This window comes from Pseudomonas sp. GV071 (assembly GCF_003050835.1).
In the GTDB taxonomy this organism is placed as follows: Bacteria; Pseudomonadota; Gammaproteobacteria; order Pseudomonadales; family Pseudomonadaceae; genus Aquipseudomonas.
On sequence record NZ_QAOJ01000006.1, the window covers coordinates 193,992 to 205,676 of the forward strand.

Genomic DNA, 11,685 nt, shown 5'->3' on the forward strand with positions numbered 1-11,685 from the left:
GGCGCGCCGGCCTCGGCCGGTCCGCAATCAAGGAGAAGACTATGAGCACCTCTACGTCCGCCAGCGTTGGCAAACGCGCACTAGTAACCGGCGCATCCAGCGGCATTGGCGCAGCCATCGCGCGCGAACTGGCCAACCTGGACGTTGACCTGGTCTTGACGGCACGGCGCCGCGACGCGCTCAGTGCAGTCGCCGCCACCTGCAACGGTGTTAAGGTCGAAATCATCGCCGCCGACCTCGGCAAACCCGACGGCGCCCGCACGCTATGGGCCGCCGCGACTGCCAACGGCCCTATCGACATCCTCATCAACAACGCCGGCTTCGGTTACTTCCGCTGCTTCGACGAGGTCGACTGGGCCCGCGACGCAGAGCTCGTCCAACTCAACATGACCTCACTGGTCGCCCTCGCACGATGCTTTGTAGACGCCCACAAAACCACCACCACACCCGCACACATGGTGAACATCGCATCCACCGGCGCATACCAGTCCGTACCCAACATGGCGCTGTACGCCGCCTCGAAAGCCTTCGTCCGCAACTTCAGCGAAGCGCTCCACGACGAACAAAGCGGCACCCCCCTGTCGGTCACCTGCATCTGCCCCGGCGGCACCGATACCGCATTCCACGCAGCGTCCGGCGGCGGCGACTACTCCTGGATCGCCAACGCCTCGACCAAAAGCGCAGAGTTCGTAGCACAAGCCACCCTCCGCGCCATGTGGCGCGGCAAGCGCACGGTTGTGCCTGGACTGCTCAACAAACTGACGTGTTTTGGCGTGCGTTTCTTGTCACGGCCACTCGCGTCGCGGGTCGCCACGCACGTGCTCGGCAGGCCACGGTTGGCTCTACCGGTCCGCGGCGAAGTTTGACTGCGCAGCTCACTGAGGAGTTAGCAGAGAAGGCAGAGGCATACTGCTCGTGTGTTTCTTCCATTGAGGGAGTGGCATGCAGCTATCGGCGAGAAGCGGACTGTCTCGACCCGACGATTAAAATCAAAAACATCGCGGCTGAAGCCCCTCCCATAAGGAACCGCGATCCCCTGTAGGAGCGGCTTCAGCCGCGAGCTTTTTTGGATGGACTTCAGCGTCCGCTCCTGGCCGAGGCTGTGTAAAAACGTTTTTCAGCGAGACAGATACCGCAAGTCGGACTGAAAAATGCGCTTCTCCGCAAAATTCATATCTGCTGACCTGCCGATAAATTTCAGATTTTGCGTAGCTGCGCGCACTTCAATTTTGGCTGAGCGTTTTTACACACCCTGGGCCGATTGCAGCCGTTCAAAAAGGGCTGCTTCCGACCATTACCCGCCCTCCGGATAGCTAAATAAAACCTCGGAGAATGCCGGGGCGTTTCGTGTTTTTACGCTGAAAAATGCAGCGCCGAAATTCTGCTGAGGAGAGGGAACGAAGTCCTCGGTTCCTGTGTATAGGTCATTGATCAATAGCAGTACCGAAAACGACAGTTCGTCGTTGTTTCTGGTGTATTTGGTTAGCTGAAATTCGGCTGGGAGCGTGAGTGTACCTGTGACGCTTTCGTTGCCCCGCAAGATGAAGCCTGTGTGTGATTTTGGGGCCTGCAATTCGAGCGTGCCGGAGAGTGTCTGCTCAGGATCGTAAGAGGCATCAGCATCCTCCTGCCATATGTGCACGGTGACTCTGCGATTAATCCAGATGTAGCCTGGGCTCAGGTTATTTTTGAATGTCACGCTGTATTGGTGGCTTTGATGTAGTTGCCGGTATGTTTCATCGGCATCGGCCAGAAACGCGAGGCGCGCTACATACAACAGGACTGCCAGGACCGTTATTGATGCGATTACACGAGAGAGTTTCATAGCGTTACGTCCTTGTTTTCGCGATGGCCAATCCCTTTTAAAGAGCCGGACCATCTGCTGCCGATACCTGGCTGCGTTTCCGTCTGCAATCGGCTAATAGCTGTCATTCCCGAATGATTGCTTTCGATCCGTTGCAGCCAAAGCCTGCCAATAGGCATCCTGCTAAATGAGGAGGCGGGCCTCCCCGATTCGCGTCACGGTTCGTGCCAGCCGCTGACAGTGCGGCTCTCGCCATCGAATTCCACGTTCGCGCCGTCCTCATCGCCGTAGCCCCAAATTGTGTAGGAGCCAAATGCATCGACCTTTGTAGGGCTCCCGAGCAACCTTTCCACGTCATCCTCCGTTAGCCCCTTTTCAAGCCTTCGCCAATTAACTTTGTCTGGTGGAATGGAGGGAGCAGCATTTCGCTGGCGAAGTTGATCCTCAAGGGTAGCTACGCGTCGTTCCAGGGTGCGGACGGCTTCCTCTAGCTTATTCACTCGAGATTCGGCGCTCGACTGCGCAAAGGCCAGTTCACCGGACGCGAAGAGCAAGACGGTAAGTGCAAAAAGATAGCGATATGCAATCATTTAGCTCTCCTAGTGTGGCTTCTGCGAAATTGCATCCCGATGCCTAACGATTAGGCTAGCCACGAAATGGAATGGAAGTGAATCTACCCTGCCCTTTTAGGTGCCTTGAGCGCCTGCTTTTGGCCGATAGCGGCATGTGCTGAATTGGTCAATCGCTGGAAGCGAAAAATGCGCTACAAGATTCCGTGGGGCGAGCAGACGTTTCAAGCCCTGCCCATTTCCCGGTACCAGCCATCGACAAGCTGGCTCCGTTCTCCCCACACCAAGCTCGCCACTTGTTGAATGATTGCGGCGAGCGAGTCAACGTTCACACCCGGGGCTTCCAGGCACGCCAACCGACCGCGCGACCAGTCGATTACGCTGCACTGCGGATACTGTTCAAGTAGTGCAGCCAGCACCTTCTGAGGTGGCTCGCTGGCCTCGTACCTAAAGTCAAAATAAGACGCAGCAGAGCTCTCTAAGGGGTATAGCAACACCCAGCCATTGACGGGGCCGGCGAAGCTCAGCGTGACGTAGCGGGACGCCCATTCAGGCCCGCCCTGGGCAATGTGGCCCAGCACGTCCACGAGCGGTTGGCCTTCGCGGAGGCGAACCCCTGAGGCATTTGAGTCTGACCCGTGTGACACGCCAGGCTTGGCTATATGCGCAGGGTCTTTCTTTTGTTTGCTCATGTTAAACCGTGCGAGCTCGCTTTGCGTAAGGTGATAAGCCCTTGGCATCTTGCCGCCACTTCCGGGACTACCTCAGCAAGTGTGGACAGCACCTGATACATCTCTTGTGCGTCTGGAAATGGGTAGACCTCCAGCCCCATTGCAATCTTCAGCTTGCGAACATCCAGCCCTTCCCTCAGCCACGCCTCGACCTCACGCGTCATCGCCGCGCCGTTGTCGTTGGTTTGCCAAGCCAACAGATTGAACAGTTCGGTAACCAACGTTTCGGGCACCGCGCGGGGGATTTCCGCAAACAGGCGATTGGCTAGGTCAGGCTCGCCAAATACGTTGATCACTTCAAGTACGGCGTCGAACGCCTGGGAGTATTCGGTCGCGTTTCGCTCAATGCTGATGATGTCGAGGGCGTGTTGTAGGGAAGGGTGCATACGGGCGCTTCCTGTTTTTGCGGGGGGCGTTTGATCTAGGGATCATGATTGCCGCCTACTTCGCGGCCACTATCACAGTAGCTGTCACATCGCCAATGACAGCAGTGGGAAAGAATCGCCTCACCCTCCTACTAGTGATCCTGCCAGCCATCACTGGATTTATTATCGGCAACGTTTTCGTCTACAAATCTCAAACCGGGTCAAAGATAGTGCGCCTGGCCACACTGATTCCTTACTCAGCGATGGCAATATTTGTACAGTTTTTTGCTGGCTGGACAATAGCCGTAGTCATAGGGGTGTAGGGGCTGAGAAGGCTTCTGGCCAGAGTGTATAAAAACGCCCGCCCAAACTTTGAGTAAACGCTAATGGACGTTTTCTGCTTCTCGCGACCGGCTGCTTCTGGCCGATAGCGGCCTGTCGTGACCGGCTGCAAACGGCCAGAAGGAGACTCTGGCGTGAGAAGAGATTCCGCTATTTCGCCTTAACCTTTTGAGTTTGGATTGCGCAATGGAGATCGGAGAGTTCAAGCATTTATGGGATGGAAGCGAGTCCGGATGGGCATTGAAAAAACTTATCCAGGATAGCTGGCGCCTAGTTTTCTATTTTTCCTCAGAGGGACCTAATGCAAGGCAAATTACTCTTCTTCGTCAATTCATCCCCGAGCTGATGAGTTCGCCGCTATCTAAGGTTCACAACCAGCTTAAAGGTAAGCCTTGTTATCGAACCCGCGAAGACTACGGCAGCAGTGACGGCTATAGGCTTCGAAGACAAGCTGAAGCGTTGGGGCTCAAGGTTTCCTCTGAAGTGGCCAGTAACGTGTCGTATATGCCGGTCCGCAATGAATTGGTTGTCACGATCATTGAAGATCAGGCGTTGGCTAGGGCGGTGGTTTTGAGGATGATTGAGGCTGGCGTGCCTGTTTTGGAGACCTATGTCGACTGAGCTAAGCGCAAATGGGACAAAGGTGAGCGGCGTTGCTCCGTTGCGCTAAAGGTCTGCTTCTGGCCGATTGCAGCCGGTCACGACAGACAGTTAACGCCCGGAAGCAGACATTAAGAGCAGGCAAAATACCCGCTCCCTCTTGCAGTCGAACCGCATCCCTCTATAGATCCCGCGCCATAAGCACCTGCGGCTTGTCCCAGCGCTCAAACTTCTCGATCACCTTCCACCCGCGCTTGGCGTAATAGTCAGTACGGTCCTGGGTGTGCAAGTACAGACGCGCCTCCCCTTGCTGCCGAGCACGCGCACAAACCCCTCCGATCAGCGCCTCGGCCACACCTTTACCGCGTGCCAGCGGGGTGACAAACACACACGCAAGCCAAGGCCCTAACGCTTCACGACCAGGCAAGTCGGCCTTGGCCAGCGACGCGCCGCCGAGTAACTGGCCGTCTTCGATCGCCACCAGGCTCGGCCAGTCGCCATTGCTTTGCCCGGCGGCAAACTCCGCCTGCCAGTCGCTCAATGACTGATCGGCGTATTCATACTGAAACTGCTCATACAGCCAGGTGGCCATGGTGCTGCAGTGCGGGGAATCGGGTGAAAGCCAGATAAATTGGGGCATGAAAATCCTTTTGCGCAGTGCAGCTCCGGGGCTGTTGGTAACTGCACCATACGTTGAAATACCTGGTTTTCTCAAAGGGCCATGAGCCGTACTTCGCCCCCCGCTCTGCCACTGTGTCTTTTGGTGACGCAAAACAGTGCACCGCCGCGACCGCGCTGCGCGCGAGCGCACCAAACAAAGGCTCTAGAGCGCCATTCCTGCCGTACATCCGTTAAACCGCGCCCCAAAAACAGCCACGGTCCAGAACTTGCTACCAAAATGGCTCATTGCCAGCACCGGCAGCCACAACAGCGTTCTGTACAACGGAACGCTGGCAAGATCCTTTGAGGAGTCGTCGTTCATGCAGTCCGTGTTATCCCCTGGGATCCGTCTTCTGAGCCGCTTTGGCTTTGCCCGCAAGTTCCAACTGCTGTTCCTGCTGTTCGCCCTGCCGCTCGCCGGCAGTCTGTGGATGATCGGCCAAACCTACCAAGCGAAAATGGCGGTGATCGCCAAAGAACACAGCGGCGTGCGCCAGTTGCTGGCGCTCGATGCGGTGGACGTGCAGCTCTCCAGCCGGCGCAACCTGGCCGCGCGCTGGAAGGCCGTGGACACCGCCCGCGTGCCGGGCCCGGAAGCCCAGCAAGCCATCAGCCAACTGGACAACTCGATGCCGGCGCTGCGCCAAAGTATCGAAGAATTCGCGGCCGCGCTAAGCAGCGAAGGCGCCAGTGACGAGGTACAAAAACGTCTGCAAGAACTGCAAGCCGCCGTGCCGCAACTGGAGCTCGCCAGCCTGCGCACCGTGGGCTGGTGGCCGGATGCGTTGGACCGTTTCACCGCCCTCAAAGCCAGCCTGCAAGGCCTGCGCGACCAGATCGCGATGGACAGCGGCCTGACTCTGGAGCCATCGGTGGAAGGCTACCTGCTGATGCAGATCGCCACCCAACAGGCGCCGGACATGTTCGAACGTGTCGGCCGCCTGGCCAGCATGGGGGAAGCTTCCGTCGCCGCCGGCCAGTTCAGCCTGCAAAGCCGCCTGCAACTGCGTGACCTGCGCGGCCGCATCAACGATGCCCGGGCGCAACTGGATAAAACCGGCGCCACCCTGCAAGCCAAGCTGCCCGCCCAACTCAGCACCTGGGCCGAGCAGTACGCGAGCACCCAGCAACAGCTCAACAGCGACCTCAAGGCCCTGGATGACGGCCTGTTCGGCGACACCATCAACATGAAAGCGCCGGCCTTCCAGCACACCATGGACAGCCTGCTGAAAACCCTCAGCGACCTGCGCCAGCAAGCCCTCAAAGCACTCGACGCACGCCTGGACTTCTACCACAACCGCGCCATCGCCCAGGCCATTCCGGTGGTGGCCGCGTTTGCCATTCTGCTGCTGGCGGCGGTCTACCTGTTCATCTGCCTGCAAAGCTCGATTCGCCGTAGCGCCAGTGGCATCACCACCCTCGCCCAGTCCCTGCGTGACGGCAATCTGTGCGTGGAAGTGGAGGTGCAAGGCCGTGATGAACTGGCGGCCATCAGCACCGCGCTGAACCTGGCCGTGGTGCAACTGCGCACCAGCCTGCTGGGCGTCAATCACGAGACCCAACAGCTTGGCGACGCGGTGATCACCCTCAACTCGCAGTCCACCGACACCTTGGGCGAGGTGGAAGCGCAGCAACACCAGATCAGCCAGATCGCCACCGCCGCTACGGAACTGGCGGCCACCTCGCTGGGCGTTTCCAAGAGCTGCGAACTGGCCTCGGCCAGCGTACGCCAGACCCGTGCCATCGCCGAAGCCAGCAACCGCGACAGCGAGCGCACCACCGCCAGCATTCAGGGCCTTAACCAGCGTCTGGGTGAAACCGCCGAAGCGCTGGGCCGGGTCAGTGATCAGGGGCAACAGATTCAATCGGTGGTCGACAGCATTCGCGGCATCGCCGAACAGACCAACCTGTTGGCCCTCAACGCCGCCATCGAAGCCGCCCGTGCCGGCGAACAGGGCCGCGGGTTTGCCGTGGTGGCCGACGAAGTGCGCAGCCTGTCGCAACGCACCCAGACCTCCACCCTGCAGATCGCCACCACCGTGGAAAGCCTGCGCAGCACCGTGCGCCAAGCGGTGGAACTGATGGAAGCCGCCTGCGGCCAGGCGCAAAGCGACGCCACCGCCGTGACCGGCCTGGGCGTCAGCCTCAGCGAAATCGCCAGCGCCGTTCAGGGCGTCAGCGACACCCTGGCGCAGATCGCCACCGCCGTAGAAGAACAAGCCACCACCGCCGACGCCGTCAGCGGCAGCATCCAGCAAGTCGACCAAGCCGCCATCCGCCTGCTCGACGGCGCCCGCGCGGTGAACCAGGCGGCCGACCGTTTGAGCAAGGGCAGTCGCGCGCTGAACGACAACACGGCGCGCTTCAGCCTCGGTTAATCGCCGATGCCAGGGTGCGTTATACGTGCCCTGGCAGTTTGCTGGCTGCGCCAAACAGCCAGACATGCTCCAGCGCGGCGTTGTTCTCCACCAGGCGAATAGGCGCGATACCTCCTGGCATCTCGACCTGCACATCACCGGCGACGAGTTGCCCGTCCTTCCACATCGCGCTGGCCACCGCACAAGCGCTGGTGCCGGATGACAGCGTCGCTCCCTCACCGCGCTCAAACACCCGCGCCAAGACGCTTCGTTGGTTCAGCGCCACGGCCCATTGAAGGTTGATGCCATTGGCACAGGGGTCGCCCAAGCCGGCGCCCTGCTTGCCGTTCACCTCAGCAGAAGAAAAGGCGATCGCGCGCAGGGCATCGAAACCTGTGGTGCGAAGCCAGGCCATCTCGGGCAGCTCGGCCGGAGAGTGAAGCAACGACACGCAATGCGGGTTGCCCAGCCGGACAAAAACACTTCGCTGCCAGCCTGGGTTCACTGCCGCTAACGCGCCTACGCGGTGAACAGCCGGGCTCGACGTGGCGCTCAGATTGTCCTTGGCAGCTACCGCCTCGGCGCCAAACGCAGGCGCCCCCATGTCCAGCCAGAAACCCTCAATGCCCTGGTGCTCGGCGGATGAAAGTGGCGTGCAAACCGGTGAACCACTGTCACGGCCAAGGTGATGCACGCGTAACGTGAATTGCGCTCCGGAACTGATCAGGCCCGTGTCCATCAGCGATTGAGCAAAGATGGTCAAACCATTGCCACTGCGCTCGGCAAGGGAACCGTCGGTGTTCACAATCAGCAGATCAAACGGTGCGGCCTGCTGGAAAGGCCCCACCAACAGGCCATCTGTAGCGTGCTGCTTCCAGCCGCCCTCGCCTGCGCAAAACAGCTCAACTGCAGCATTCGCCCAGCGGGCCGAACAGGCAGCGGCCTGCTCGGCCGCCGCCGGCATTTGCACCCCGGCCGCACGCAGTTGCTCGGGGGTGACAACCGCGTACCGGTTGCCTCGCGCATCGTAAATGTTTGCCATAACCCGCTAGCCACTCAAGACGGATAGCGCTAGGTTACCCGACCATCCGGCCCTGTGCTGGCCAAGCTCCGCAGGCGACAGAACCGCAACAAGGACTCAAGCCCCCTTATGGACAAGATGAACCCGCTGGTGCCCGAGCTGATCGTCACCGACCTCGCGCAAAGCCTGGCCTTCTACTGCAATGTGCTGGGCTTCCATATCGAGTACCAACGCCCCGAGGACAAGTTCGCCTTCCTGTCTTTCCACGGCAGCCAGTTGATGCTCGAACAGGACGACCTCAGCGACTCGCCATGGCGTGTCGGCCCACTGGAGCAGCCCTTTGGCCGAGGCCTCAACCTCTCGATTCAGTGCCCTGACGTTCGCGCCTTGGCCGCCGCTATCAGCCAAGCCGGCCTTGCCTTACGCAAGCCGATTGAAGAGCGCTGGTATCGCCAGGACGACCACTCCCACGGCGAGCTGAATTGTCTGCTGCAAGACCCGGACGGCTATCTGTTGCGCTTTACCCAGAGCCTGGGTTTGATCGCCAACACACAATTGCCCAGCGACTGACATCGCTCCGCCTCACCTCACCGCAACGGATTGCCTTATGCACAAGTCACTCGAGTTGAACAAAGCCAACTGGAACGAGCGCGCCGCGCTGCATGCGGCTTCGCCGGACTATGAAGTGGCGCATTTTCTCGCCGACCCCACGCACCTGTCGGCGGTGGTGCGCTTTGACCTGCCGCGCCTTGGTGACATCAGCGGCTTGAACGGCGTTCATCTGCAGTGCCACATCGGCACCGACACCCTGTCCCTGGCACGCCTGGGAGCAAGCATGAGCGGGCTGGATTTCTCCGCGGCATCGCTTGCGCAGGCCCACCAATTGGCCGCCGCTTGTGGCGCCGCTATCGACTATGTCGAGGCGTCGGTGGATGACGCGACGCAGGTGTTGGACGCCGGCAGTTTCGACCTGGTCTACACCGGCATCGGCGCCTTGGTCTGGTTGCCCAGCATCGATGACTGGGCGCGCACGGTAGCCGCCCTGCTGAAACCCGGCGGCCGGCTGTTTCTACGTGAAGGCCACCCAATGCTGTTGGCGGTGGACGAGGACTGCCCGCACGAACTGCGGATTACCCGGCCGTACTTCGAGCGCGCCGAACCGACGGTATGGGACGACGACAGCACCTATGTGCAAGCCGACGCCACGCTCAACGCCACCATCACCCATGAGTGGAACCACGGTCTCGGCGAAGTAGTCTCCGCCCTGCTGCGCCACGGCCTGGCACTCACCGCCCTGGACGAGCATCAGAGCATTCCCTGGCAAGCGCTGCCTGGGCAAATGGTCCTGGGCGATGATGGCGAGTGGCGGCTCAAAGACCAGCCCTGGCGGCTGCCGCTGAGTTACACGTTACAAGCCATCAAGTTGTGAACACGCAGCCTTTGCCCGATTTAAAAGGACAGTCCGCCCCCATGCGCTATTCCCTTGTCGCCAACGGCGAGCCACTTCCCTCTGCCCAACCGGAGACGGTCGTACCCTGGTGGAGCTTCGGCAAAACCGTGTTGGCGGCCACTGCGTTAACGCTGGTGCGTGACGGTTTGCTCGGCCTGGATGATCAGGTCGCCGCCGGGCCCTTCACCCTGCGCCAACTGCTGCAGCACCAAGCCGGCCTGGCCGATTATTCAGAACTGCCGGCCTACCATGCCGCTGTCGCTGCCGGTGATACACCATGGCCGCTCAACGAAATGCTGCAGCGCCTGGAGGCAGGTCGCCTGCGTTATCCGCCGGGCAGCCAATGGCGCTACTCCAATGTGGGTTACAGCTACGTCGCGCAACTGATCGAACGCAGCACTGATTTGCCGCTGCAGGAGGCCCTGCAACAACGCCTCTTCCGCCCACTGGAGTTGTCGGCGATCACCCTGGCGACCACTCCGGAACAACTGAGCGTCGTCGACTTGGGCGTAGCAGCTGGTTACCACCCCGGCTGGGTCTACCACGGTTTGCTGATAGGCTCGCTCGCTGAGGCCGCGTTGTTGCTGGAGCGCTTGCTCACTAGCGACCTGCTGCCCCGCACCCTGCTCGAAGATTTGCAAAACACCCGCGTGCTCGGCGGCCCCCTACCCGGTCGACCATGGGCGGCGCCGGGGTATGCCCTAGGCTTGATGAGCGGCGTCACCCACAACGGCCTGACCCTGCGCGGCCATACCGGCAGCGGGCCGGGCAGCAATATTGCGGTCTATCACTGCCGGCATGAGGGCCGCAGCGCCACCTGCGCCGTGTTCAACGAGCACGAAGACCAAGGCGCCGTTGAGACACAAGCGCTGCATCACCTGACCGCGGCGCTGCAGCATGGATAACCCCCACACCCTGGTCACCCGCTTTTAGACCCCGGACCCGCGAGTCGCACCTGGCGCGAGCAGGCGCAGATAAGCAACGATCACTCACCCCACTTTTTTTCCTTAGCCAGGCCACCCATGCCCCTCTTCGAACTCATCCGCGATGCCAAACACCTGGTGGTTTTCACCGGCGCCGGGGTGTCGGCGGAAAGCGGTATTGCGACCTTTCGTGATGCGTTGACCGGGTTGTGGGAACGCTACGACCCGGCGCAGTTGGCGACGGCTGAGGCGTTTCGCCGTGACCCGGCGCTGGTCTGGGGTTGGTATGAGTCGCGGCGCTTGCAGGTGCTCAAGGCGCAACCCAATCCAGCGCATCGGGCGATTGCCGCGCTGGCTCGGCAGGTGCCTGAGCTGACCCTGATTACCCAGAATGTCGATGACCTGCATGAGCGCGCCGGCAGCCCTGAGGTGATTCATCTGCATGGCAGCCTGCACCACCCCCGTTGCTTTGCCTGCAATCGGCCGATAGCGCTGGAGCCGACTTCAGTGGCGGTTAACGGGCCGCAGGAGCCGCCGCGCTGCCAAGGTTGCAACGGCCGTGCGCGACCGGGAGTGGTGTGGTTTGGCGAGGCGTTGCCGGAGCGCGCGATACGCACGGCGATGGATGCGGCCAAGCGTTGCGATTGCCTGTTGTCGATCGGCACCTCGGGCGTGGTGATGCCGGCGGCGCTGATTCCACAGGTGGCGCTGGAGGCTGGCGCGAACGTTATCCACATCAATATGCAGCCGGTGGAATGCCGCGCGGACAACGAACACTCGCTGATCGGCGCCGCCGGTAAACTGTTGCCCGCGCTGTGCCAGCAGGCTTTTCCCGCCTAACCTGCGAGCGGCGTGCGAGCGAG

The 11,685-nt window shown here is 60.7% G+C and carries 13 protein-coding genes; 7 read left to right on the top strand and 6 right to left on the bottom strand.

What is annotated here, in order from left to right:
- Positions 1–41: 41 nt before the first annotated feature.
- Complete coding sequence (locus C8K61_RS13465) at positions 42–866, top strand: SDR family oxidoreductase (protein WP_108096765.1); 825 nt, start codon at positions 42–44, stop codon at positions 864–866.
- A gap of 428 nt (positions 867–1,294) precedes the next feature.
- On the opposite strand, the gene C8K61_RS13470 is transcribed toward C8K61_RS13465, so the two are convergent.
- From C8K61_RS13470 to C8K61_RS13485, 4 genes are all read right to left on the bottom strand, one after another.
- Positions 1,295–1,825, bottom strand: coding sequence for a hypothetical protein (locus C8K61_RS13470; RefSeq protein ID WP_108096766.1), 531 nt, complete (start codon positions 1,823–1,825; stop codon positions 1,295–1,297).
- Positions 1,826–2,019: 194 nt separating this feature from the next.
- A complete protein-coding gene (locus C8K61_RS13475) occupies positions 2,020–2,394 on the bottom strand; it encodes a hypothetical protein (RefSeq protein ID WP_108096767.1) in 375 nt (124 codons plus the stop codon).
- Between the two features lie 203 nt (positions 2,395–2,597).
- The gene (locus tag C8K61_RS13480) at positions 2,598–3,065 is read right to left on the bottom strand and encodes a hypothetical protein (RefSeq protein ID WP_108096768.1); all 468 of its coding nucleotides are present in this window, start codon (positions 3,063–3,065) and stop codon (positions 2,598–2,600) included.
- Positions 3,062–3,490, bottom strand: coding sequence for a hypothetical protein (locus C8K61_RS13485; RefSeq protein ID WP_108096769.1), 429 nt, complete (start codon positions 3,488–3,490; stop codon positions 3,062–3,064). The genes C8K61_RS13480 and C8K61_RS13485 overlap by 4 nt, the downstream gene beginning before the upstream one ends.
- 507 nt (positions 3,491–3,997) lie before the next feature.
- Between C8K61_RS13485 and C8K61_RS13495 the strand changes: the two genes are divergently transcribed.
- A complete protein-coding gene (locus tag C8K61_RS13495; protein ID WP_108096771.1) occupies positions 3,998–4,432 on the top strand; it encodes a hypothetical protein in 435 nt (144 codons plus the stop codon).
- A gap of 160 nt (positions 4,433–4,592) precedes the next feature.
- Here the strand turns inward: C8K61_RS13495 and C8K61_RS13500 are convergent, their stop codons facing one another.
- On the bottom strand, positions 4,593–5,051 hold the full coding sequence (locus C8K61_RS13500) for a GNAT family N-acetyltransferase (protein WP_108096772.1): 459 nt from the start codon (positions 5,049–5,051) through the stop codon (positions 4,593–4,595).
- A 1,234-nt stretch (positions 5,052–6,285) separates the two neighbouring features.
- Between C8K61_RS13500 and C8K61_RS27235 the strand changes: the two genes are divergently transcribed.
- A complete protein-coding gene (locus tag C8K61_RS27235) occupies positions 6,286–7,449 on the top strand; it encodes a methyl-accepting chemotaxis protein (protein ID WP_371919994.1) in 1,164 nt (387 codons plus the stop codon).
- Between the two features lie 19 nt (positions 7,450–7,468).
- On the opposite strand, the gene C8K61_RS13510 is transcribed toward C8K61_RS27235, so the two are convergent.
- Complete coding sequence (locus C8K61_RS13510; RefSeq protein WP_108096774.1) at positions 7,469–8,470, bottom strand: diaminopimelate epimerase; 1,002 nt, start codon at positions 8,468–8,470, stop codon at positions 7,469–7,471.
- A 108-nt stretch (positions 8,471–8,578) separates the two neighbouring features.
- Between C8K61_RS13510 and C8K61_RS13515 the strand changes: the two genes are divergently transcribed.
- From C8K61_RS13515 to C8K61_RS13530, 4 genes are all read left to right on the top strand, one after another.
- The gene (locus C8K61_RS13515; RefSeq protein ID WP_108096775.1) at positions 8,579–9,019 is read left to right on the top strand and encodes a VOC family protein; all 441 of its coding nucleotides are present in this window, start codon (positions 8,579–8,581) and stop codon (positions 9,017–9,019) included.
- 37 nt (positions 9,020–9,056) lie between these two features.
- Positions 9,057–9,878, top strand: coding sequence for a bifunctional 2-polyprenyl-6-hydroxyphenol methylase/3-demethylubiquinol 3-O-methyltransferase UbiG (locus tag C8K61_RS13520; protein WP_108096776.1), 822 nt, complete (start codon positions 9,057–9,059; stop codon positions 9,876–9,878).
- A 41-nt stretch (positions 9,879–9,919) separates the two neighbouring features.
- Positions 9,920–10,804: a serine hydrolase gene (locus C8K61_RS13525; protein WP_108096777.1), complete on the top strand. Its 885-nt coding sequence runs from the start codon at positions 9,920–9,922 to the stop codon at positions 10,802–10,804.
- Between the two features lie 117 nt (positions 10,805–10,921).
- Positions 10,922–11,662: an NAD-dependent deacylase gene (locus C8K61_RS13530; RefSeq protein ID WP_108096778.1), complete on the top strand. Its 741-nt coding sequence runs from the start codon at positions 10,922–10,924 to the stop codon at positions 11,660–11,662.
- Positions 11,663–11,685 lie beyond the last annotated feature (23 nt).

What these genes read in the sequence shown, in the direction of transcription:
- C8K61_RS13470 (WP_108096766.1), bottom strand. Translation starts at nt 1,825, where the DNA reads ATGAAACTCTCTCGTGTAATCGCATCAATAACGGTCCTGGCAGTCCTG.
- C8K61_RS13525 (WP_108096777.1), top strand. Translation starts at nt 9,920, where the DNA reads ATGCGCTATTCCCTTGTCGCCAACGGCGAGCCACTTCCCTCTGCCCAA.
- C8K61_RS13500 (WP_108096772.1), bottom strand. Translation starts at nt 5,051, where the DNA reads ATGCCCCAATTTATCTGGCTTTCACCCGATTCCCCGCACTGCAGCACC.
- C8K61_RS13515 (WP_108096775.1), top strand. Translation starts at nt 8,579, where the DNA reads ATGGACAAGATGAACCCGCTGGTGCCCGAGCTGATCGTCACCGACCTC.
- C8K61_RS13480 (WP_108096768.1), bottom strand. Translation starts at nt 3,065, where the DNA reads ATGAGCAAACAAAAGAAAGACCCTGCGCATATAGCCAAGCCTGGCGTG.
- C8K61_RS13465 (WP_108096765.1), top strand. Translation starts at nt 42, where the DNA reads ATGAGCACCTCTACGTCCGCCAGCGTTGGCAAACGCGCACTAGTAACC.
- C8K61_RS13520 (WP_108096776.1), top strand. Translation starts at nt 9,057, where the DNA reads ATGCACAAGTCACTCGAGTTGAACAAAGCCAACTGGAACGAGCGCGCC.
- C8K61_RS13495 (WP_108096771.1), top strand. Translation starts at nt 3,998, where the DNA reads ATGGAGATCGGAGAGTTCAAGCATTTATGGGATGGAAGCGAGTCCGGA.
- C8K61_RS27235 (WP_371919994.1), top strand. Translation starts at nt 6,286, where the DNA reads ATGGACAGCCTGCTGAAAACCCTCAGCGACCTGCGCCAGCAAGCCCTC.
- C8K61_RS13475 (WP_108096767.1), bottom strand. Translation starts at nt 2,394, where the DNA reads ATGATTGCATATCGCTATCTTTTTGCACTTACCGTCTTGCTCTTCGCG.
- C8K61_RS13530 (WP_108096778.1), top strand. Translation starts at nt 10,922, where the DNA reads ATGCCCCTCTTCGAACTCATCCGCGATGCCAAACACCTGGTGGTTTTC.
- C8K61_RS13485 (WP_108096769.1), bottom strand. Translation starts at nt 3,490, where the DNA reads ATGCACCCTTCCCTACAACACGCCCTCGACATCATCAGCATTGAGCGA.
- C8K61_RS13510 (WP_108096774.1), bottom strand. Translation starts at nt 8,470, where the DNA reads ATGGCAAACATTTACGATGCGCGAGGCAACCGGTACGCGGTTGTCACC.